The organism is Pseudomonas sp. SMN5 (assembly GCF_052041925.1).
Lineage (GTDB): Bacteria > Pseudomonadota > Gammaproteobacteria > Pseudomonadales > Pseudomonadaceae > Aquipseudomonas.
Map to the genome: position 1 here is coordinate 125,730 of NZ_JBKGGX010000015.1, position 21,003 is coordinate 146,732.

Annotated in this window: 29 protein-coding genes; 3 read left to right on the top strand and 26 right to left on the bottom strand. The window is 58.6% G+C overall.

Annotation, left to right across the window (positions count from 1 at the left end; all coding sequences use genetic code 11):
• Positions 1 to 49 precede the first annotated feature (49 nt).
• The gene (locus ACLEJR_RS16920; protein ID WP_440815204.1) at positions 50 to 295 is read left to right on the top strand and encodes a hypothetical protein; all 246 of its coding nucleotides are present in this window, start codon (positions 50 to 52) and stop codon (positions 293 to 295) included.
• A gap of 219 nt (positions 296 to 514) precedes the next feature.
• Here ACLEJR_RS16920 and ACLEJR_RS16925 read toward each other — a convergent pair whose 3' ends face one another.
• The 7 genes from ACLEJR_RS16925 to ACLEJR_RS16955 form a co-directional block, all read right to left on the bottom strand.
• The gene (locus ACLEJR_RS16925) at positions 515 to 1,102 is read right to left on the bottom strand and encodes a tail assembly protein (RefSeq protein ID WP_440815206.1); all 588 of its coding nucleotides are present in this window, start codon (positions 1,100 to 1,102) and stop codon (positions 515 to 517) included.
• A 56-nt stretch (positions 1,103 to 1,158) separates the two neighbouring features.
• A complete protein-coding gene (locus tag ACLEJR_RS16930) occupies positions 1,159 to 1,509 on the bottom strand; it encodes a hypothetical protein (RefSeq protein ID WP_440815209.1) in 351 nt (116 codons plus the stop codon).
• 51 nt (positions 1,510 to 1,560) lie between these two features.
• Complete coding sequence (locus tag ACLEJR_RS16935) at positions 1,561 to 1,881, bottom strand: hypothetical protein (protein ID WP_440815212.1); 321 nt, start codon at positions 1,879 to 1,881, stop codon at positions 1,561 to 1,563.
• 70 nt (positions 1,882 to 1,951) lie between these two features.
• Positions 1,952 to 2,146, bottom strand: a complete 195-nt coding sequence (locus tag ACLEJR_RS16940) for a hypothetical protein (protein ID WP_440815214.1) — start codon at positions 2,144 to 2,146, stop codon at positions 1,952 to 1,954.
• A gap of 23 nt (positions 2,147 to 2,169) precedes the next feature.
• A complete protein-coding gene (locus ACLEJR_RS16945; protein WP_440815216.1) occupies positions 2,170 to 2,907 on the bottom strand; it encodes a phage antirepressor N-terminal domain-containing protein in 738 nt (245 codons plus the stop codon).
• Entirely contained in the window at positions 2,904 to 3,917 is a 1,014-nt protein-coding gene (locus tag ACLEJR_RS16950; protein WP_440815219.1) for a BRO-N domain-containing protein, read from the bottom strand. The genes ACLEJR_RS16945 and ACLEJR_RS16950 overlap by 4 nt, the downstream gene beginning before the upstream one ends.
• Entirely contained in the window at positions 3,898 to 4,068 is a 171-nt protein-coding gene (locus ACLEJR_RS16955) for an Arc family DNA-binding protein (RefSeq protein WP_440815221.1), read from the bottom strand. The genes ACLEJR_RS16950 and ACLEJR_RS16955 overlap by 20 nt, the downstream gene beginning before the upstream one ends.
• Positions 4,069 to 4,218: 150 nt before the next feature.
• Here ACLEJR_RS16955 and ACLEJR_RS16960 point away from each other — a divergent pair, with 150 nt between their 5' ends.
• Positions 4,219 to 4,899, top strand: coding sequence for a helix-turn-helix domain-containing protein (locus tag ACLEJR_RS16960; RefSeq protein WP_440815224.1), 681 nt, complete (start codon positions 4,219 to 4,221; stop codon positions 4,897 to 4,899).
• Positions 4,900 to 5,213: 314 nt separating this feature from the next.
• Entirely contained in the window at positions 5,214 to 5,462 is a 249-nt protein-coding gene (locus ACLEJR_RS16965) for a hypothetical protein (protein WP_440815227.1), read from the top strand.
• A gap of 101 nt (positions 5,463 to 5,563) precedes the next feature.
• Here ACLEJR_RS16965 and ACLEJR_RS16970 read toward each other — a convergent pair whose 3' ends face one another.
• The 19 genes from ACLEJR_RS16970 to ACLEJR_RS17060 all read right to left on the bottom strand — a co-directional run bounded on the left by ACLEJR_RS16970 (position 5,564) and on the right by ACLEJR_RS17060 (position 20,974).
• Positions 5,564 to 6,370 (bottom strand): C40 family peptidase, encoded by an 807-nt coding sequence (locus ACLEJR_RS16970; RefSeq protein ID WP_440815230.1) that lies wholly within the window; start codon positions 6,368 to 6,370, stop codon positions 5,564 to 5,566.
• 2 nt (positions 6,371 to 6,372) lie between these two features.
• Positions 6,373 to 7,125 carry a phage minor tail protein L gene (locus ACLEJR_RS16975; protein WP_440815232.1) on the bottom strand — a complete coding sequence of 251 codons (753 nt, stop codon included), beginning with the start codon at positions 7,123 to 7,125 and terminating at the stop codon, positions 6,373 to 6,375.
• 11 nt (positions 7,126 to 7,136) lie between these two features.
• Positions 7,137 to 7,475 (bottom strand): phage tail protein, encoded by a 339-nt coding sequence (locus ACLEJR_RS16980; RefSeq protein ID WP_440815234.1) that lies wholly within the window; start codon positions 7,473 to 7,475, stop codon positions 7,137 to 7,139.
• Entirely contained in the window at positions 7,475 to 10,450 is a 2,976-nt protein-coding gene (locus ACLEJR_RS16985) for a phage tail tape measure protein (protein WP_440815237.1), read from the bottom strand. The genes ACLEJR_RS16980 and ACLEJR_RS16985 overlap by 1 nt, the downstream gene beginning before the upstream one ends.
• A 10-nt stretch (positions 10,451 to 10,460) precedes the next feature.
• Positions 10,461 to 10,709, bottom strand: coding sequence for a DUF1799 domain-containing protein (locus ACLEJR_RS16990; protein ID WP_440798564.1), 249 nt, complete (start codon positions 10,707 to 10,709; stop codon positions 10,461 to 10,463).
• A 62-nt stretch (positions 10,710 to 10,771) separates the two neighbouring features.
• Positions 10,772 to 11,155 (bottom strand): phage tail assembly chaperone, encoded by a 384-nt coding sequence (locus ACLEJR_RS16995; RefSeq protein WP_440815239.1) that lies wholly within the window; start codon positions 11,153 to 11,155, stop codon positions 10,772 to 10,774.
• A 3-nt stretch (positions 11,156 to 11,158) separates the two neighbouring features.
• Positions 11,159 to 11,812 carry a phage tail protein gene (locus tag ACLEJR_RS17000; RefSeq protein ID WP_440815241.1) on the bottom strand — a complete coding sequence of 218 codons (654 nt, stop codon included), beginning with the start codon at positions 11,810 to 11,812 and terminating at the stop codon, positions 11,159 to 11,161.
• A 70-nt stretch (positions 11,813 to 11,882) separates the two neighbouring features.
• Positions 11,883 to 12,299 carry a DUF4128 domain-containing protein gene (locus ACLEJR_RS17005; protein WP_440815242.1) on the bottom strand — a complete coding sequence of 139 codons (417 nt, stop codon included), beginning with the start codon at positions 12,297 to 12,299 and terminating at the stop codon, positions 11,883 to 11,885.
• A gap of 190 nt (positions 12,300 to 12,489) precedes the next feature.
• Positions 12,490 to 13,146 (bottom strand): hypothetical protein, encoded by a 657-nt coding sequence (locus tag ACLEJR_RS17010; RefSeq protein WP_440815244.1) that lies wholly within the window; start codon positions 13,144 to 13,146, stop codon positions 12,490 to 12,492.
• Position 13,147: 1 nt separating this feature from the next.
• Positions 13,148 to 13,537: a hypothetical protein gene (locus ACLEJR_RS17015; RefSeq protein ID WP_440815245.1), complete on the bottom strand. Its 390-nt coding sequence runs from the start codon at positions 13,535 to 13,537 to the stop codon at positions 13,148 to 13,150.
• A gap of 2 nt (positions 13,538 to 13,539) precedes the next feature.
• On the bottom strand, positions 13,540 to 13,917 hold the full coding sequence (locus tag ACLEJR_RS17020) for a hypothetical protein (RefSeq protein WP_440815247.1): 378 nt from the start codon (positions 13,915 to 13,917) through the stop codon (positions 13,540 to 13,542).
• Positions 13,918 to 13,927: 10 nt separating this feature from the next.
• The gene (locus ACLEJR_RS17025) at positions 13,928 to 14,365 is read right to left on the bottom strand and encodes a HeH/LEM domain-containing protein (protein ID WP_440815250.1); all 438 of its coding nucleotides are present in this window, start codon (positions 14,363 to 14,365) and stop codon (positions 13,928 to 13,930) included.
• A 51-nt stretch (positions 14,366 to 14,416) separates the two neighbouring features.
• Positions 14,417 to 15,394, bottom strand: a complete 978-nt coding sequence (locus tag ACLEJR_RS17030; protein WP_440815252.1) for a major capsid protein — start codon at positions 15,392 to 15,394, stop codon at positions 14,417 to 14,419.
• 3 nt (positions 15,395 to 15,397) lie between these two features.
• Entirely contained in the window at positions 15,398 to 16,135 is a 738-nt protein-coding gene (locus tag ACLEJR_RS17035) for a hypothetical protein (RefSeq protein WP_440815254.1), read from the bottom strand.
• An 84-nt stretch (positions 16,136 to 16,219) separates the two neighbouring features.
• Positions 16,220 to 16,705 (bottom strand): DnaT-like ssDNA-binding protein, encoded by a 486-nt coding sequence (locus tag ACLEJR_RS17040; protein ID WP_440815256.1) that lies wholly within the window; start codon positions 16,703 to 16,705, stop codon positions 16,220 to 16,222.
• Positions 16,706 to 16,713: 8 nt separating this feature from the next.
• Positions 16,714 to 17,826, bottom strand: a complete 1,113-nt coding sequence (locus ACLEJR_RS17045) for a minor capsid protein (protein WP_440815257.1) — start codon at positions 17,824 to 17,826, stop codon at positions 16,714 to 16,716.
• Complete coding sequence (locus ACLEJR_RS17050; RefSeq protein WP_440815260.1) at positions 17,744 to 19,204, bottom strand: DUF4055 domain-containing protein; 1,461 nt, start codon at positions 19,202 to 19,204, stop codon at positions 17,744 to 17,746. Before ACLEJR_RS17050 ends, ACLEJR_RS17045 begins: the two co-directional genes overlap by 83 nt.
• Positions 19,204 to 20,523, bottom strand: coding sequence for a terminase large subunit domain-containing protein (locus tag ACLEJR_RS17055; RefSeq protein ID WP_440815262.1), 1,320 nt, complete (start codon positions 20,521 to 20,523; stop codon positions 19,204 to 19,206). Before ACLEJR_RS17055 ends, ACLEJR_RS17050 begins: the two co-directional genes overlap by 1 nt.
• Positions 20,498 to 20,974 carry a DUF2280 domain-containing protein gene (locus ACLEJR_RS17060; RefSeq protein ID WP_440815264.1) on the bottom strand — a complete coding sequence of 159 codons (477 nt, stop codon included), beginning with the start codon at positions 20,972 to 20,974 and terminating at the stop codon, positions 20,498 to 20,500. The genes ACLEJR_RS17055 and ACLEJR_RS17060 overlap by 26 nt, the downstream gene beginning before the upstream one ends.
• Positions 20,975 to 21,003 lie beyond the last annotated feature (29 nt).

The window sequence follows — 21,003 nt, forward strand, 5'->3', positions numbered from 1 at the left end:
GAACGATCCGTGGTAGTAGCGTTACGCCTTCCAAAACCAAGGAGCGGTCATGTCAATCAGAAGCCTTGCTAAAAACCTTCCGAAGGATCCAGATAACGCAGGCTGGGTATTGGGCTGGGCTGTCGTGCAAAGCTCACCGTGGCGCTTCATCGACATTTACGCCTCGAAGGATGTGGCCGAGACTGCGGCTGAAGCTCGCGGCCCCGGATATCGCGTCGTCTACGGCTCTCACCGAGTGGGCTCTGACGATTTTATGGGTGGCGGGGAGCCGCCTTTGGCTGGCTATTCAAGCTGAAAACCAGTCGGCAGTTGCCAGAGATCAGAGCGGCAGTAAGGCCTGTCTTCCCGCGGTACTTTCGTGTGTAGCCGCCTGGCGATGTGCATTTCCCGATAAAGCGCTCACGATAGATTTCGCGCCCATCGTCCAGAACAGCAACCACTGCCTCGTCGGCGCAAATCAATCCGCCTTCGAGTCGGTGGAGATCGTGGATCGTGATGCTGTAGGTGGCGTCGGTCACATCTGATCCTCCGCATAGATCGCTGCGCTGACGACTGCTCCGCCCCACCGCCGGCGGCCCGCGCACAGCGGTGCTGGGTTGCCGGATGCAGTTGTGTTTCGGGCGCTCCCGAACGCGTATCCAGGCTGGTTTTCCGGGGCTGCACTGGTTTTCAGTCCGCCAGCTTGAGGGCTGAGCATCTGGATGACGCCGCCGGCAACGAGACCGATACCGGAGGCCATCAGGCCAGGCCCGGCTGGTCCTGCAAAAAATGAGGCAACGATCAGGACAGCGCCGAGGATGGTCTGAAGAATCCCAGCCCGCTTGGAGCCCGTAATTACTGGGACTATGCGAATCACGCCTCGACCCTGGTAGCCAATCTCCGCCTCGCTAATGTTCCGCTTGCCACGGAAAACTGCGAATTCAAGACCTCGCGCTTTAGCAGAGCTAATAAATCGTTCAAGCCCAGGGATTTGGACGCACAAAGCCTTAATAGCCTCTGCTGGACTGCGAACCGCCAGCCTGTACTCTTTTCCGAATTGGCGTAGCTGCCCGCCGAGTTGAACAGTTTCTATCGGTGCATATTCAATAGCGAGTACTGCCATTGCTTTTCTCCATGTGTAAAAAAACCGCCGTTAGGCGGTTTGTCTGCATGAGCGTTTTAAAGGCAACTACGAACCGCATCCTCTATCGCGCCTCGTCCCAGCATTTTTGCCCAAGGCATACGCTGATATAGCGCGACCTTGCTTCCACTTCCAGATCTTCCGATTTCAAGGACTTCATCTGCCATCATGTCTGTCGCTACAATAAGGCGATAGCCATATTCCGTCTCGGACATGGTCGAAGCTGAGCGCTCCTCCTGCCACTTCGGAAAAACGCAAAGCGCGTATTGTTTTGGCGATTTTTTGCTGATCGAACTGATTGTTGGGGCATTTTTTTTGAGATCGCCTGGCGTCGAGCACGCCGCCAGCAACGCGGAAAAAGCGATGACCGAAGCCAATAAAATACGCATGACATCCCTCCCTGTTAAAGGAGGGAGCGTATCACTACAGGGCAAGCCTTCCTATGCGGAGAGCGCGCCTTCGACAAAGCCGAGTGCGCTCAACACATCCTTCCTGATGTTGAACGTTCTGCACATGAAGAGCATGTGATTTCCGCTCTTAGCCTCGTCGAGCATCTCGCGAACCTCTTTTGAGACCGCTCCGCGATCCACAATCATATTGATCTGCATCTCAGCACCGTCAGGGATTCTGGTGTTATCCATGTCCTCTTGCTTGGCGCCAAGCATTACGAACGCTCGCATCGTCTTTCCCATGTATTCGACTTTCAATGTCTCGTTACCTTTCACATTTCGCGGCTTTTCTCTATGGCTGACCGGGCTCATTTCTGGTGATCCTTGGGTGGTTTTGGTACGCCGAAAGCCCCGCATGGGCGGGGTTGGGTGGTTGACTGATTCAGTTTTCCTGCAACAGTTTGAAATGTGTAGCGAGCGTTCTCGAAAATCCAATCAGCCAAGCGGCGATCATGTCGTCAGTGGGGTGTGGGTTAAACCCAGCCATCCAGTCTTGAAGGTAATCCTGCATTTCGTCAGCCAACGAAGTCTCGCGCTCGCCAAAGCAAGACTGCGCCGCGCAAATGCCATCACCCATGCATTGCTCGATAATACTCCCCATTAGATCATCCCTCCGTCAGATAACAGATCGCGAAACCGGTCAATGGCAGCTTGGTTGTAGTGAAACGTTTCGACTTGCTTACTGCTGTATCGAGACTTGTCCAGCCGGAACTCGCCGTACTGGTCGGTCTTCATTCCGTGCTGGTTGGCCAACTTGCCAATACGATTTCCAGTGACGCCGAACAACTCGCCTACCTGCCCGGCCAACAAAAGGTGTTCCTCCACCTTTGGCAGAGGGATTAGCCGCTGACCATAGGCAAGCTCCGAAATATGGCTGAGCAGTGCCTGCTTGCTGGTGTCACCCAGGTTCGGCAGGTGCTCCAACGCCAGCTTGGCAAACTCGACTGCAGAGTCATTGGCCGCAGGCTGCTGAGTACGTGGGTTCACCGCATGACCATCGTTCCAGTACTGCCATAGGGCGTCGTCGCACTCGTCTTGGAACTCTTCGATCTTCTTGCGAGCTTCAAGATTCTTAACCCTGGCGGGTTCCAGCGTCCCAAGCCAGCCAGGAAGCTTTCTAAGAGGTATGCAAATCGACTCCTGCTCACCACCCGCTGAAGGGGTTGCTATGACAGCAACACCATACCGACGCTTCGAAGCGTTCAGCTTTCTGGATTGGTAGGACCAGTCAATACCCATGCCCTCCACCATAGGACGCATCGGCACATATGGCTGGCCTTCATGCTCGACCAAGTAGAGCTGAACACCGTGAAACGGAACAGCCATCAGCGCACTCATGCTGCTTCCTCCTCGCTGATTGCGTAGCGATGAGGCTCTTCTATAGCTACTCCAAGACCCTTCACGAAAGATTCAAGCTGGCGCAGCTTATTGCGGTAAGTGCGAAGCTCCCACCATGCACCATCAACGTTATAGCCTGCCTCTCGCAACGCATAGAGGACGGATTCGCACGGGGTGTTTTCGCCTTTCAAATCTCGCAGGTCATGAATTGTTACGTCGAGCCACGCTTGGTTGCCTCCACGACGCTTAACCATTTCAGGTCGACGCTTCGCAAGAGCCTGGACCGGAACGTGGATTTCCAGGGCAGGCTTGTCGCCCTGCTCCTCCTTTCTGAGGTACTCGCCCTCAATCGCATAACTCGCAACAAAGTTGGCTGCAGCATCGAACTGGGCGCTCGGGATCAGCTCAATCCTAGGAACGCCGAAGCAAGCGTGAACCGCGGACGCGAGTTTGGCGGTGGCGCTACGCTGATGCTCTGCATCCAGCTTGGCGACTCGGCACCGCATCACGTTGCTCAGCCGAAGAGCACCCGACTTGCCGAGAAGATCATCAACCATCGGCGCCATCACGCCTTTGGAGTCCTCGTAGCGACCATGCTTGCGGATCGCTGGCAGAACCTCAGCGGTGACCCACTTTTTGAAGCGCTTGGCTTCCGCCTTGCGGCTGGTGAGGATCAATGAATAGAGGCCGGACTCGTTAACCACGCTGAGATTCTGCGCGCCTCCAAGGGTGTTCATACTATGAATACCCCTTTCATCCTCATCCAACCGACTGAGCGCCCGAGCAGTGTTGACGATCGCGAGAGACTCGCAGACGTCGGTTGCTACGAACCACGGCTGATCATTAACCAGCAGCGTGCGTACCTGCTGCTTTCCGAAATTGAACGGGATGACATTCGAAACTGTTGTGCTAATATCGCTCATGACGATTTCTTCCTCGAAGTTGATCTCGTTACCCAGAACCCCATCGCCCGCCAGCGTTGGGGTTTTTTTATGCCTGCTGTTTTTCATGCTCCATCTCCTGCTCAAGCGACTTCCTCAGGCGATAAACGATCTCCCCGCTCAAGCTCCGACCGTTCTGCTCGGCCTTGCTACTCAGCGTTTCCCGCATCAGGTCAACCAGCCGAACCCCAACAACCCTCTTCTCTTTTGCTGCGCTCATGGCAATCTCCGTGCCGCTGTTTAGTTTGTGTAGTTTTGTTCCGTTTGTGTCATCTGTCAACAACAATGTTTAGTTTGTTGCGTTGAGCCAGGGTGGGACGTACGCTTTGTCCGAGGACAAAATGTCCGCGTACAAACGCTTAAGGCCGTCATGAAAGAAAATTTTGCTGAAAAACTCGCGACCCTGAGAGCCCAAAAAGGGTTCACTCAGCGAGAGCTTGGCGCCATGGCAGGCGTTGCATGGTCGATGATTTCTAAGTACGAGGCAGGTCAGTCTATGCCTCGCCTAAAGGTACTCATGCGCCTAGCTGAAGCCCTTGGCGTAACGATCGAAGAGCTTCGTGGCGGGGATCCTAAAAACGCTTCTGGCCTGAAGATTTATGAAGGCTTCTCTGCACGATTGGTGAACGAGCGACATAAAGCTAACGTCAGCAGGCAGAAACTCTCCGAGCTCACCGGAATGGCCAGGAAAGAAATTACGGATTTAGAGCTTGGAGTTTTACTGCCATCTGAGGATGACGTTCACAAAATTACCAATGCTCTCGGCATAGATGTTCTAACGTTGGCCGGCACAAAAGATGAAGAAGGGGTTGTGCGCCTCCACTTTATAGAGCCAGGAGAGGAGAAAGAGCCAAGCTCTCCTGAAGATCTTGTGGCCGTTCCTGCTGACGTCTACCGAAATTTCCTCTCTACCGCCGAGCGACTTGGTGCAACTCCAGGAGAGCTGATGATGGCTGTAATTTCCAGAGAGGCGGCGTTCATCAATGCGCCAGAGAACGAAGTCCCTTCTCTTGCTGATTTTGTCGAAAAAGTGAAGTCTGGAGCCATCTAAGATATACAAGATCCGAACCGCAGCTGTGGTGATCATCACCACAATTGAACCGAATGACCAAGCCCGGCCCCGCCCGGGCTTTTTCTTGCCTATACGAATCCCCAACCGCACCTACAAAAAATCTCATGGGGTCACTCCTGTGGTAGATGCGCCCAAGATATCACCCTTCCAGGCTGTACGAATCCTCAGTAACGCCACGCCTCGCTCCGATAGTAGCCTCTTGCCCTCACGCAACGGATTCCCCAGTCCTTCGCTTGCAAGCCCAAGGACTGGGATTGCGCCAATTTCGGCGCGGATAACGCAAGGAGAGTGCAATGAGCGAGATACCAGACAAATTTGGCCCCCAGGAAGCCATGCTTCTTGGATTGATCAAGGCCGTCCAAGCGCTGACCGCTGTCACATACCACACATCGCCAAAACGCGATGCTCTGGAAGAACAATTCAAGATATATCTTGATAAAGAGACTGGTTTCGACGGCGAGCGACTGAGAAGCTATCGAGCGCCTTTGGAAGGAATGCTAAAAATAATCAACGACATAAAAGAAGCCCAAACAAAGGGCTGAGGTCGGTTTCATTTATCTTTGAAACAACGAAGGCCAACAGTGCGTGCGCATCCTCCTGAGATTGATCCTCTGGGATGCGCACTTCACTGTAGTGCGCTATTTCAACTATCTGGCTCATAACGATCTCCCGCGGCCACGCCGCGTCTTGTTGTTGGTTTTGCATTTTTGTGTCGAAGAATCAGGCGCGTCCGGTCAAGCCATGGCCCGCCGAACACGATAATTTCGCTCGGCCGGCCGTACAGGTGGTGCAGCAGGAACGGCCCGGGGCCGAAGGTCTCGCCATCCTCGCCAGGCAATGACGGGTCGGCGCCGAGGAAGATCCCGGCATGGTTCGGGTGAACCGTCCGCCCCACTTCCATGACGATCATGTCACCGCGCTGCGGATGGTCGACGCGGTAGAAGCCCGCGGCCTCGTAGTTCGCCTCGTACAGGCTGGTGTTGTCCTTGCTTTCCCACCAGCCGTCGGCGCGCTTGAAGGCTTCGAATTCCAGCCCCCACTCGCGCTTATACCAGTCTGCGCAAACCTGCCAGCAGTCCCAGGCACCGTGGACAAAGGGCCGCTTGAGCAACGGCGTCTCGCCGGTGGGCACCACGGTCCGCAGGTCGCCCTCCGGCCAGCTCAAGATGTGCCAAGGCAGTTCGGTTGCTTCGCACATGGCCAGGTCCCGGGGCGAAGGCCGGCTCGTGGCGTCAGGGTGGGAGTGAACAATGCCGATCACCTCGCCCAGGTCCTCCGCCGCCGCGTATTCCTCGGGATTGATTCGAAACTCTTCGTTTGGCTCGGTTGCGGTGTTGGTGCACGGGAAGTACTGCTGCTTCCGCCCAACGGCCAGCAGAAGCCCGCAGCACTCGGCTGGGTAGGTTTCCGCAGCATGCGCCTGGATCGCGCTCAAGATGTGTTTGCGCATGGTCAGCTCCGGGCGATCAGGGAAACTGCAGGGAAACCGCCGAAGGACAGTTCATTGTTTTCGCCGAAGCGCAATTTGCAGGACGAGAGACAGCCCTTGCACTGGTCTAGGGCCGGATCTTCCGTTGGGTTGTCCTCGTCATCGAACATAGCCGCGCCGGTGTAGTTACAGTCAGGCCCCCTGTACCCACCGGTCATAGCCCAGTGGCAGAAGGTCGTCATCTGGCGGCCGGGAAGTCCGTGGTTGTCGATCTCGCCCGGGGAAGACAGCTCCCAAACCACAGCCTCCCCGTCCTCGCTGGTCTTTTGGTCGATGTACCAGATTTCCAGCGCTTCCTGGGTCGGGTCCGCAGTCGGGTTGCCGTCTGGGAAGTTCGCTGCATCCAAGTACTGGGCCAGCGTTTCGCGGACCGTCAGCTTGAACTTCAGCATGTCCTCAAAGGCCAGACAAAGTGCAGTGACCCGTCCGTTGATATTTCCCGCAGCGAAAGTAGGCCGAGAAGCCGAGCCGTCGCTGCTGGAGGAGATACCTTCGATTTGGACGGGCCACGCTGCGTATTCCTGGCCCTGCCAGATGATCGATTTGGCCGGAAGATCGTCTACGGAGCCCTCATAGGCAAGCAACTCCTCAGGCGTGTGCGGTATGGCGTGCCCGTGGAAGCGCAGGTAGTCAGCGCCATATTCGGTCCCGTCAATTTCGAACAGGCGAATCTCGCCGCCGGGCTCCAGTTTCTGGATGTCCGTGATCAGTGCCATGGGCAGTTATCTCAGGGGTGAAAAGTTTGTTCAAAGGTAGCGGTGATGGCATAGACCTGGCCCCCGCGGTGCGCAGACTTGTAGCCGTTGCACCTGTAGAGGCCAAGCTCGCCAAGGGGCGGCTCCCAGAGGAATCCCTTTGCCCCTTTATGCCGATCGATGAAGTCCATGATTTCCTTTATGCGCGGCTTCAGCCCAGTAAAGGTCACCGGCCAAGATTGCGACCGGTTGTTTAGGCCATCCTCAACCGACTGCTCATATCCATCGCCGAACTGCTTGGAGCGAACGCGCTGGGCAATATCGCCCTCCGCGCCTTTATCAATCGTCCATGTGAATCGTTCGATTGCCATCATCGCCCCTTGATTGCGTTGTTAATAACGCCGCCTTGGCGCATGTCTCTGGTACGCAGCTCCTGGTACTTCTGCTCCACGAACGCCGCCAGTTCCTTGCCGAACAGATCGTAGCCGGGGGCGTCTGCCGAGGAAGATGCGTTGCCGTCACCGTCTATATGCACTTCGACATTGATCTGAGTCGCACCAGCGCCGCCGCCCAGAGCCATGACGCCCAGCTTGCCGCTGGAGGTTCGGGTTAGAGGCATAATTGCCTCGGGGCCAGCCTCACCCGCCAATCCGGTCCTGCCTCCGGCCATAGCAAATGGTGTCGGCTTATTCAGAATGGAGTTGGTAAATGCGCCGCCGTTGGCAAACATCTGCACGCCGCCTGACCAGGCGCCGCCGTTGGCCTGAACGCTGCCTGGCGTAAAGCCGGAAAGGTCGCCCGAGTAGCCTGCCTGGGTAGAGCCTGCTGATGTTGTGCCACCCCCTCCGCCAAGCCAAGCGCCCAAAGCGCTACCGGCTATACCGGACAATAGCCCTGAGGCTGCTTGCCTGGTGGCGATCCGAGCCATGTCCGCAAGGATCGACTTTGTGAAGTCTGAGAAAGAGAACTTCCCGGAAATCGCGAAGTTGGCGACGGCGTCTTCCATGGAACTGAAAGCATTAGTGAACAGGGTTTTGGTCTGCCCGGCCACATCCTTGGCTGAGTCCAGATAATTCTGGAATGCAGACCTGGCGCCATTCGTCCAGTCGCCCTGGGCCTTTTCGATATCGGCATAGTTTTGCCGGATCTGCTCAGTGGCTTCCTGGTTCTGCTTGGCGAGCGCAGCAACCCGAGGGCCGAACTCCTTGTCGAGGTCGTCCTTAGAGGCACCCTGGAGCGCTGCGGCGCTACGCTGATTCGCTAGTTCTCGTGACGCATTCGCGAAACGATCATCCTGGGCGTTCAGCTCTCCCGATAAGGCGTTTTCCCTGTCGCCCCGGCCAACGCCGAGCACGGCGCGCTGCCCAGAACGGCGCAGCGCCTCAGTTTGCAGGTCCAGCGCATCGGTGTAGGTCTTGAGGCTGGCCGCTTGCTTCTTGACCCGACCCTCCTCATTTGCGGCCAGAACCCTAAGCTCGCTGTCGGCCTCTTTCTGCGCCTTGACCATGTTGGCCTTGGCGTCGGCGATCTTCTTGTCTAGCTGGATGCGCTGGGTTGCCGATGTGCTGGCCTTTCCCTTCGCGGCTTCAAGGGCATCGATCTCAGTCTTGTAGGCCGCCGTTACCTCATCCCGCTCATTGCCGATCAGCGCCTGGCGCTTGAGCAGGTAGTCTTCCTGGGTGACCAAGCCGGCCTTCTGCGCAGCCTCCAGTTCCTTCTGGGCGTTTTTGTACTCGCTCAGGATCAGTGAAAGCTGGTTTTTCGAGTCGTTGAACTCGGTCAGATTCAGTGCGCCGGCCGGGCCTGCGGCCTTTTTATTGGCATCTGCAATCTGCTTTCTGACGCCAGCTACTGCGGTCTCGTACTGCTTTTGCAGGTCAGGTGAGTATGTGTTGTTAGCGATGTTCTTCTGGCGGGCTTTGTCCAGGTCAGCGAGCTTTTTCTCAAGTTTCTGTACCTGTGTCTGCGCTGAATCTGCCTCGCGAGCGATAAGCTGCATGCCGCTGACAGCCGCTTCCTGGCGCTGCTGGTCTTGTTGCTTGGCTTGAGCACGGTTACGGCGCTCCTGCTCTTCAAGCATCAGCGAGGCGCGATCAGCCTCGATCTGGGCCACACCGCGACCACCGCCGCCTCTCGGACCGGCACCGAGGCGCGCTGCGTTCTGAGCCTGTAGCTCTAGATCGGCCAGCTTTTCCTCGTATGTCGCCTCCCGACCAACATCCAAGGCCGAATCCCACGCCCACTTGGCAGCTTTGGCGACCTTGTTCCAGGCGCCCTCGATCAAGCCAAGGCGCTGGGTGATTTGATCCCCTCGCGACTGGATTGCATCGGCGAACGCATCGGTCGCCAGCCTGACAGCGGCTGCCTGCTCGCCCTGCTTTTCCAGGGCAACGATTTGCTCGTAAACCGAGGCAGTCAGGTAGTGATACTGCTCGTTGAGCTTTATCGAGGCGGCCACAGGCTCCTTGGCGATCGAGGCGAACTGGGCAACCGTCTCCTCAACGGCTTTGCCCGTGGCCTCCTCCATGGTCAGGGCAGCCTTGGTGATCTCCTCGAAGCTGTAGGCTGCGATGTTGCCACTGCCTGCCAGTTGCGCAAGAACAGCCGCTGCTGCGCCAGTAGTGCCTACAGTTGAGCTGACCTGCTTTGCCAGCGAGGCCAGCCCATCAGCCGTGGTACCTGCATAGTTACCGGTCAGGATCAGTGATTTGTTATACGCGTCTGCTTCCTGGCTGCCCTTGTAGTAGGCCAGCCCCAACGCCGCTGCCGCAGCTGCCGCCAAAGTAAACGGATTCACCAGGCCGAGCACATAACCGCCCAGGGCCTTTGCTGCTGGACCGATGCCCCCGAACATGTCCCGTAATTGGCCGCCTTGTTGCAAAAGAACTGTCAGCGGAGCCTGTCCGCCCTGCAGCGATACGGCGATGTCAGTGAACTGCGCGGGCACTCCGCGCAGCGCAGCAGCGGTCTGCTTGGCGGTGTTGCCTGTGCGGGTCAGGGAGTCATCGAAGCGGCCCAGATTCGTCCGGGACTGGTCGATCTTCGCTTGGTATTCGCTGAAGGTCGAAGCATCCAGCGCACCGAGCTTCTTCTGCTTCGCCAGCTTGCTTTCGAGCTCATCCAGACGACCCAGGGCCTTGACGGTCGGGTCGATCTCGCCGAGCAGGTCGGCAAGCTCGTCCTTCTGCTTCTTGATCGATACCGAAGCCTTGTCAGCGCTCCGGGAAACTCCCTCGGCAGCTTTCTCGGCGCGGCCACCCGCCGCGGTCAGCTTGTCGAGGTCGGAGCTCGCTTGCGCAGCATCGGTCGAATCGACCTTGATGCCGAGTTCAGCAATAGAAGTCATGCGGGCTCCGTTATTTCGATTCGCTCATCACGAGCATGGCTTCTGCTTCCATGACGCGGATGTCGTGGAAGGCTTGGGTGAGTTCGCGCCGCTTCATGCCCAGCATGCTGGCGACCGGTGGGAGCGCGTTGTAATCCAGGCCAGAGGCCCCGCCCATGCCGGTGCGCCACTGGGTAGACATGGCCTCGAAGAGCAGGAAGGCGGACCAGTTGTCCGGCCAGACGTCGTACTCAACTGGAGGGATGTCCGCCAGAGTCATGCCGAAAGCCGCCAAATCTGCTTCGGATGGCCCCGGCTCGTACAGAACACGGGCGGCGCCGGTCAGTTTCCCAGGCGAGCCGGTTGATACGCGTTCTGGTAGGCCTCAAGCACGGCCTGGGGTGCACCGACACAGGTGGTCACCAGGGCGGTCATCGATTCATCCGACAGTTTGTCGTCGAAGGCCCAGCCCGCAACGATGTCCTTGAGCTGGCCCACCTGAATCGCAATCTCGGCGACCGTGGCTTCCTGCCAGGACAGGCCATCCTCTTGGACGCGCTTCTGGTGTTCCTCCCGGGCGGCGTTCCATTTGTCGAAGTGCGCGGCCAGGGCCAGGCGGTCCAGGTACTTGAATTCGAACTCCACGTCTTCGGGCTTGCCTCCCACGCGTGGAATGGCGACCTTCGCCTTGAAGGTCGGGTTCTGGGAGATCTTGATCTTCGCCATGGGTTACACCACCGCCGAATAACGGGTTGGGCGGCCGGCCAGCGACAGACTGATAACGCGGGTCATCAGGTTGTTGCGGGACAGAGCCGGAGTCGAGGTGATGGTGACGTAGGCGTTGTAGAGGATGCTGTCGCCGTTCGGCAGGTTCAGGCGCAGCACGCGGGTCACCTTGTCCTCGTCGGCAGCCTCAACCACTGCCACGTACGGAAGGCCAGGATCATCAGCGACCGTTACCGACATGCTGATCGGATTCTTGGTGGTTGGGATCTGGCGGTCATCGTCGTCCGCCAGGAAGCCGAAGGTCAGGAACTGCTGATCGCCGCCGCTGGTGGCGACGTCCGTGATCTGTGAGATCTCGACGAAACCGGTCACCTCACGCACCGAACCCAAGCCCGAGCCGGCCGGGTATGGCTGGAGGTTGGTGGTGTTGATGTTTTCCAGGGCGAAGGATCCGGTCAAGCTGTCCGAAACTCGTGCCGCACGGTCATTCAGGCGCGTCCAGCCAGAAGTCACGGCAATGATGTCGCCATCGGTCAAGCCGTGGGCCGCAGCAGTCGCCACGGCTGGATTGGCATTGCTCAGCGCGGTGACCGGGATCGCCGGACCGTAGGTCGAAGCGATTTGCAGGGTCGCGCCGTTGGGGAGTCGAAAGCCCATGTGTTTTTCCTCTTTGCAGAAATGACAAAACCCGCTCAATGGCGGGTTCTGGGTTTGCCCAACGGGCGAGTTAGTTGGTGTCGGCTCGGTACTGGAAGGACACCGGCAGGGTGAAGGCTGTGTCCTCAGTCTGCTCTGGCCCTGGCTCAACCGGGGTCATCACCAAAGCAGTAAAACCGTTTCGGGTCAGGCGATCATTCAGGGGATACAGCGCGGCAAGCTCATCGGCAATCGTCTCGGCGCCGGCAGGGCCATTGCCGGTCGGCGTCACAATGGTGATTTGAAACAGCCCGGTGTAGAGCCGGTGCGCGCCGGCTAAGTCATTGCTGTCGGTTCCGGCTGGCAGAAGGACCGCCCTGAGGTAGGTTTCACCGCTGTTCGGGGTGAATGGCACGTTCTGGTAGGCGATGCGCAGCGCAGGCGTCCGGGCCGCCGCCCAGGCCTTCAGGCGCGACTCCAGCAGGGAGCGGATTATCTTGTGGCTCATGACACCACCCTCAAAACGAGGGTCGGCGATAATTCCTGCAATGGTTTATCCGCGCCGCATGCTTGGCACTTATGCAAGTACCATGGCGGCAAGCTCAGCGCCACAACGGATCCATCAACGTACTCCAGGCGCCCGCCACAATCGCAAAGCGCGTATCGCTGGAAGGTCTGCACCGGAACCTCTTCGTATTTCATACCTGATTGTTCCTGATGGCCTCCAGCACAATCTGCTGGAAGCGGGCCACAGTGATACGGACCATGCCGCCCGGGGCCTGGGTCGAATGCCCGAACTCAAGCGGGATGGCGTACGGCAGGTTGTTCACGATGAACGCAGTCTGCCCCGCCTTGAATTCAAGTGCACCGCTGACCAGCCGTGCGGTGGCGGCCTCGCCCGTTGGGTCCGGTTTAATTCGAAAGCTGTTGTCCGGGGAGCCGATCGAGAAATTCCAGTTACCGCGGAACCGCCCGCCCACATAATCCTGGCCGGCAACCAGCCCGTTCACGTTGAAGTTTTGGTCCCGCTCGGTCTTTGTCAGCGGCTTGGCATACTTCACGCCGCGCTTGAGGTTGCCGGCCTTGGTGAAGTTGCTGTCGGTCAGGTTGATGACGGTGTTTCGGACAGCAACCTTGAAGTCATAGTCATCCGCTGCCCGCGTATTGGCCTGACGATAAGCTACGTTTGCCGCCCAGATTTCGGGATTGCCCACTGGCGACATGCGGATAACGCTGCTGCCGATCTCGATGATGATCTCGCGAAGGCTTGCGTCGATGGCTTCAGTAGCTTGTTGAGCAAACTCGGCGAGACTCAGGGCGAAGCTGCCGGACTGGCCCGTTCCGCGATTTGCCATATCAAAGCCTCAACTGAACGGTCCAGATTGCTCCAGCGGGATCTTGGCTTACGCTCAGAGCCCGCTTGCCACCGATGACATCGCCGATCTCTGGCGCCGCTACGGTAGCGGTCGGAACGTCCAGCAGCGTGATGAACAATTCGTTCTGCAGGATGGTGAGTTTCTCGTCGGTCGTTTGGATCAACGTGCCGTCGATTTCTTTGCCAAGGTAGCTGCCGAAAATGCCACGCCCTGCATAGTTTGTGATGACTTCAGGGGTGGTTCCGGTATCAGGGTCGTACTCACCCTGCACTTTCCGAACCCCTACTACAGGCTTCACGGCATCGGCGAGCCCATCAGGATCATCGAACGCTTCGGCCAGTTCGGCCTGGATCTCTTCGCGCATGCCCATGATCAGGTCCTTTTAAGCATCGTCACGCTGGAGCGTTTGATCCAAGGCGCCAGCAAGGCCAAGGCGAAGTTCACACCCGCCGACTGATCGGTAGAGCCTGCCACGTAGGTCTTGCTCACGGACGTGCCAGATTGAGCTGATACCGTTTTGCTCTGCACTTCCTTCTGCGTGGCCGTGTACAGCTTGCCCGCCGCCGCCTCCTTGGCGACCTGGGCGCCGGCTGTTTTGATCTCGGTCGGAACCGGATCGGGAACAACCCGCTTAATCTTGGTCGTGAGCCAGGCGTTTGCCATGGTCACAGCAAGGACCGGATCACCGGTGCCGGCCCAGTCAGGACCGAGCTGGGCGTCAACATCGGCAACGGTGATGAAGTCGGTCATGTGCTTGTCCTTATTCCTTCGGCACCAGGGCTTGGAGGTCTTCTTTCAGCGCGGAAGCCTCGAAGGCGATGCCTTTTTTGGTCAGCCACTCTTTCAGCTCAGGGACCTTCATTTTCAGAGGGTCAGTTTCGGTGTTTTCCTGCTCGGTGCGCAGCGCTTCCGCAATTTCCTGGTCAGTGCTGCGGGAAACGTAACCTTCTGGCGGGTAGTTGCTGGCCTTGTAGCCGGCAGCGATGTATTCAGCCACGGTCGGGCCGTCAGTGCGCAGGCCGTCGGCATCCGCTCCTGTGACCTTGATGCCAGCACGCTTGTACGCTTCGATGATGTTCGGATTGTCGCCCTGGACGAATACATCAGTCGCCGAGCTGATCACTCCGAAGAACTCATTGAGCAGGCGGTAGCAAACACCCGGCTCATTACCGGGCTTGTCGGTGTAGATCACTTTCATGATTTGCTCCCATGCAGCAGGAGCGTCCGGAGACGCCCTGCCTCAGTTAGATTACGGGGTGGCAGTGCCGCTGATCACGGCGGCAAACGGAACCTGCTTGCGGTCGAATACGCGCTCCCAGTTGGCGGCGTTCGCGTACTGCGCGGCAGTCGGACTGAGGTTCTGATTGTTGCTGCCTTTCCAGCTGAAGCCCGCAGGCTGCAGAATGAAGGTCTTGCGCTCCCACAGGACCTCAGCACCGCCACCGTTACCACCATCGGGCTTGCGTTGAAGCTCGACCGGAACGGCTGGCTTCCCTTCGCCGTAGCCGAATGCACCCTGACCGAAGAACACCGACAGATAGCGCCCCGCGCCATACACTAGGCTGTCGTCCATAAAGACGGGTTTGCCCAGGTAGGTTGCCAGGATGATTTTGCCTTCGGAGTCGCGCAGATACTCGATGAGATCCTGCTTGACCATCTGGTTCATCACAACAGAGTGCACACCGATCGCGGAGAACACGTCAGCAGCGTCACCGGAGGTGAATGCAGCATCTTGGAAGGCGCCAGCGCTGATAGTCGCGCCGGCGTCCACCACCATGTCGCCACTGTTGTTGGCGATGTTCGAAGCAATCACGCCACGGGCCGCGCCGAGCAGATAACGCTGCCAGCGACGGGTCCAGTAGGTACCGAAGCGGTTGCGGATGTGCTGCATCGGCTCAGAGTTAGCCAACTCGGACGTCAGGTCGGCGACGCCGTAGCCTTTGTTGAGGTAGAGAGTCCGGGCACGCATAGAGCCCTGCTCAGCCTTGCCGACTTCGCCCAGGTCATCCGGGTTGTCGTTCGAGATGTTGGGCTCTTCGTCAGCGTCCAGATCCTGCCAGTAGCTGATTTCCGAGGTGCCCTGGCCGTTCTGCGCGATGGCGTCCAGTTCAGGCGATTTGACGATGATCCCCGACTCGAAGACCGCAGTCTTTTCCGGGGAGTTGACCGGCGCGATAGTGCCGTAATAGTCGGCGACAAAGATGTCCGCCAGTTGGGTCGTTGCCATGGATTAGTTTCCTTTGGTGGCCAAGAGTTTTTGGAACGCTTCGGGGTTGTCGCGGGCCAGCGCAGCACGCTCGGACTCCGTGTACTCACCCCACTTTTTCGTGGCCTTGCCACCGTTGTCACCGGTCTGCCCGGCACCCTGAGCCCTTGGCCACAGGTGTGTTGCTGTTTCACGCAGCGATTCCGCCCATTCGAGCGGTGACAGAGGCGTTTTGCCGTCCTTGCCGTAGATGACCTCGCCATCACGGTCGGTGGCGATCGCTTCGCCGTCTTCACTGAGTTTGAAAGTGCCCCGGGCTCGCAGGATGATGTCCTCCGCAGCCTCAGGGAGCGCGCCGGCCTTGATGGCGGCAGCGCGGATGGAATCGGCTAGTACCTTGTCGCTGTACTTTGCGGCGAAGGCTTCGGCCTTGTCGGCGCGTTCTTTTTGGGCTGCCAACTGCTTGTCGTAGTCGGTGCGCAGGCGCTCGGTGCGACGGGTGATGACCTCGTCGAGCTTGCCCTCTGCGATCAGCTTGGTCTCTTCATCCTGGCCGACCTTGTTCAGCAACCCCTTTACCGCATCGATGTCCAGGCCTTCGAACTGGGTTTTGAAGCCTTCCAGCTCAGTTTTGGTCGTTTTGAGCGAGCCAAGCAGCTCGGTGTTTTTGTTCTTCAGGCCCAGAGTTGCCGCTTCCACCGCTGCTGCGATGGCCGATTTCACTGCCGGGTCTTCAAGATCAATCTGGTTTTCGTCTGCCACTTGGTGCACCCCTTGGGTTTGGTCGGCCCGCTTTGCAGGCAATAAAAAACCGCCCATTGGGCGGTTTGGTGTGAATTCCGTGTTTTATCGGACTATTGAGAGCCCGCGCATGACCAGGTAATCGGCAAATTGCGTTCTGCTCGACGCGTATGGCGGCGGGCGCATGCGAAAGCCTGGCGTATCGCGATTGAGTCTAGCTCGCCGGCCGTTCGGCTCGGTGCAGTGCGTCGGCTCTTCGATCTGAAAACCCTGCTCATCTGCGTACAACTCGACTGCCAGCCGCACTTGACCCCATTCAAGCTCAAAGGGCACGAACGTCTCGGAAAGCGTCTGGTATTCAATCTTGCAGTCACGCCGGGGCCAAGCCATTGCCTGGTTTGGATTGGCCTTGCGCCCTTTCCACTGGCGAGCATTGATGTCGGCAGCAGCGCGCAGCAGAAGCTCAACCTGCTCCACCTCCGCTTCAGGTATCCGGAACCCGTAGTAGTCGCGGTAGAAGGTCAGCTTCTCCAGTGGTACGAAGCTGTTGGCATCGGGTCTGCCCTTCCCGTCCTCAACGATGATCTGCATCGGCTATCTCAACCTGGTGGAGCGTCGAGTGTAACGCCTGCCCGGGTGAACATGTCAGGCTCTGCGGCCTTGAGTTGCGCCAGAGTCAGTGGCTTGAACGACTTGTCGAGCTGCAGCTTGGCGAACTTCTCCGGCGTCAGGCCGCCATCGCGGAACAACCTGCCTCGGACCGGGCCAAGGGCATGATCTTGGAAGCTCGCCGGCTGCGTTGCCAGCCACTCGTAATAATTCAGGCTGGCGTCCACCTGGGCCCCGCCGTTCTCGCCCACTGAGGCGCGTGTGGCGTCCTTGGCGAACAGCTCCGACAATCTGGTGGTTGGCACCGTCGTGGATCGGCATCTGATGTGCGCCGGCGGAAGCGGGCCTTTACCAAGATCGAACCGCATGCCGTCCAGGCCCTTGCATTGCTGCGAGGTCTTGCGGTCCAGCGTTGAAACCCAGCGGTAACCCATCACAACATCGCTGTTAGCCTTCAGCGTCTCCATGCGCGCCGTAGTCGCCACATGCTGGATTGCCGTCTGCACCACCGAGGCCGCGTTGCGGTTGCTCACCGCCAGGATGCCGTCCGTGAAGTTCTGCGCCGCAGTCCCGCGAATCGCCTGAATGATCTGGGCGTTCGTCTGGCCCTGGCCGAAGCCAAGCCGGATGGCGTTGGTGACACGCATCGTCTCCGTGCGCGTCCAGCCGCTAACGAAGCTTTTGAGCATCTTCCCGCCATCGATGCCTTTCACCTGCAACGGATAGGAGAATACCGCTGCGCGAATCACAGCATTGCTCGGTACCACCGCGTCAATGGACAGAGCATTGCTCAGGCTGTTGGCCTCGAAAGTCGACGCATACAGGGCGATGTCCACCAGGTCAGCTTGCACCAGGTCGTCATAGGCCTTGTAGATCTCCAACAACTTGCCGTCCACCCGGGCCAGGAACTGCTCAAGGCGGTCCCGGCTGTAGGTGGTCAGCTCCTTTCGGGTCAATTGGTCCCGCACCAACTTGTCGATCTGGCGCAAGTACTTCTCGAATTTCTTGACCTCGCCAGCCTTAAGCCGCTCGATCATCACCGAGTGACGGGTCGTCTGCTCCAGTAGCTGGCTGTCCGCCTGTTCCAGGTTTGCCGTCGGCATCGTCTTTGTCCAGGTTGATGCCGGCGGATTCGCGCTCATCGCTGATCAGCTCGGCCTCTTCTTCGTAGGGGCGCTCCGGCAACTTGCCGGTGGTCAGGTACTGCCAGTAGGTGTCGGCGCTGATCGTGCCAGCCATCACGCCCTTGAGCAGCTCGGCAAGGACCTGGGCGTCAACCACTGGCGTTACGAACTCAGGGTTAACCGTGAACTTGACTTGCTTGGGGTCGTAGCCTTTCCACTCGGCGGCATACCGAAGTCCCTGCTCCAGCGCCTCGGCAACCGTGACGACAATGCTGTGCAACGTCGCGTGCTGATCGTTCTGGCGCGTCTTGCGTGCCTCACCCGACTCTGTGCCGCTCACGTCCATGACCTTGGCGCCGGCTTCAAGAGCGGCGTTCTTCTGGTCGTCCATGGCCTTGCGCACAGCTTCAATCCCGGCGCCCTGGAACTCCAGGTAACCACACTGTCCGGTCGGCCCGAGATCCCACGCGGCCGACGGCCCGGTCACGGACAGCTCCACCGACTCATCCAGGCCAGACACCCACGGTTGCGGATGGCTGGTTTGGTGCAGAGCAGTGAAGTAGTCAGCGCTGAGCTGGTAGGACTTCAGCGCGGCCCGCGCCATGGTCAGCAGCGGCACCTCATCGACCTCAGGGGAGTTGTCCGTGGATCCACAGTAGATCACCGGTAGGTAGCCAAGACCCTTGATCAGACGATTGTCTGTGCCCGTGGTCCCCAGGGGCTTTTCATCCTCGACCAACTCCCCGCCTTCGTTTCGAACAGCGGTACGACAGACGCCGTCCTGCATGAAGAACTCGCGGAACACCGTGTCACAGTCATGGCTGTAGCGATCGCCACCTTTCTTACGGAACTCACGGAACACCGAGAGGACCAGATCCTGCCGGCCGCCTTGGTCGGCGGTGTCCCAGTTGATGGCGTTGCGCGTTGCGTAGGTCGAGAAGTACGGGTCGCCGCGGTCGTCGACGTTCACCACCAGCGGTACCCGACCATGGGAAATGGCCTGGCGCACCATGCGCAAGAACAGCTGCTTGAGCCCGAAGCCGTCCGCCGTGGCATTGTCCTCCAGCCCTTTCAGGCCGCCGGGCAGTTCGATTTCAGGTATCAGCCGGGAGACCAGCCCCATCATCGAACGCAGCGAGTCCCGAACCCAGTGCTCATACTGGGCGCGATCGGTGTAGTTCTGGTACAGGTACTTGTTACCCGCCACGTCGAGCTTTTCAGCCTCCACCATGCCGCTTGGCTTGGGCAAATTGCGCTCCTTGCGCTTCACGGCACACTCGCCTTCGAGCGCGTCGTCCATCATTTCCCACTCGGCGATGTGCGCGTCGTAGTCTGGATTTGTCGATTGCACTGGCATCAGGCCAAGCCTCCAATTCGGCGTGTTCCGCCTGTGCGTGTTTTGATCGGGTACCGTTTGGCGATGAAGTATCCGGGGGCGTCCACCAGGTGGTCATAGCCGGCCTTCTTGTCTGGCTCGCCTTTGTCGTTGTAGACCTGCCGCTCAAGGCACTGGGTGTACTTGGGGCATTGGTCAACGTTCACCCGGTACCGGCGCTCGCCGTATGTATTGGCGAACATTGCGCACATGGCGTTCACCCGGTCCTTCACTGCTGGGTTTGTCGAATCCACAATGACCGTGAACCCAGCCTTTCTGAGCAGCGATAAGTCCGACTCGCTCGCGCTCTTGCTGCTGGTGTTCTGGCCGCTGGCGTCTGGGTAGATCGCGATGCTGTGATCCGGGAAGCGGAGCTTGATCTTCTCGATCATTTCCGGTGTATCGCGCACATCGAAAAACTCACTGAGAGCCAATGGCAAATCGTCACGAATAACATGCACCACTGCCGCCATCTTCATGACGTTGAAGTCCATGCCGATGTGCAGCGCCTCACCGCGCTTGATAGTTTCGCTGGTGCGGTTCGCTTCACGATTGAACGTATAGTAAACAACGCCGGCATAGTTCTCGAAGCTGGCTTCGTACTCCTGGCGGAATGTCCGAGGGTCCATCTTGCGACGGGCCGCCTCCAATTCGTCAGCAGGGACGTTCCCTCCGTCGAGCGAGGTGTAGAGCCAACTCTTGTGGTCAGGCTCATGGCCTGGTCGGCCATCCTGGTACGTGTCGTAGCAGTGATTGAAGCCCTTGGGCGTACCGATCCGCAGCGCGTGCCCGCCCTTTCGCATCCCAACACCAGGGATCGTGTATTGGCAGGTCGAAAGCATCGGCCGCAGGACTTCCTCCCAGGCCTCCCACGGGCAGTCGGCCCATTCATCCACCAGAACAAAGAACAAACCCGAGCCACGCAAGTTGTCGTAGTTGTCGAGCCCTACCACGCGCATCACGTGCCCAGACTTCAGCGTGATCGAGCATTCCGTCTCGTTCGGGCGGTGAGCGCGCCAGGCTTCGGGGATGGCCTGCTTTAACCGACGCCAGAACACGCGCTTGGCCTGCTTGAACGTCGGCGCGCCGTACCAGATCTCATCCTCTACGCTCACGCCCCACTCGGCAGCCAGCCGGGCAGCACGGCGCATCTCAGCCTTGCCCAGAAATGTCTTGCCAAATCGTCGGCCGCAAACCGCATCACGGAACCGCGCCTCAGGCTGGAAGCCCCAGCAATAAATGTTCGCCTGCTTCGGCGTCAGCTTTACCGGCGGGTCATAGGTACGGGGTAGTCGGGACATTCTCATCAGGCTCCAGGGTGTACTCAGCAACTGCGTGCTGCTGGTCCGCCTGGGAGCCCAGGGGTTTTTCAGTTTCTAGGCGGCGATTCACGTAGACGTCGCCGACTTCTTTGGCCGCCTGCTCGTAAAGCTGCGCGGTCAAGGCCAGGTTACGCATGCTTTCGGCCTTCTCAGCCATCCTTCCCAGGCCGCGCAACCTGAATGCCCTGTTGGCGATCGGAATCTCAGCCGTGTCTTCGCGGAAGCGCTTGCGGGTATCTTCGAAGACTGTCCGCCACTTCACCCCAAGATCACGACCGGCGTACTTCGTAGGGTCGTATAGCTCGCACTGCTGGCGAGTTACGTCTAGCCCGAATGTGTCCTTGACCGCCTGCACTACCTGCGTAGGCGTATCAAAGCAGGCCAACGCCTGCACAATGAAGCGCTTCACCTCATCTTTCAGGGCTGCCATATGGGTTTATTCCGTCAAGGTCCTGTCAA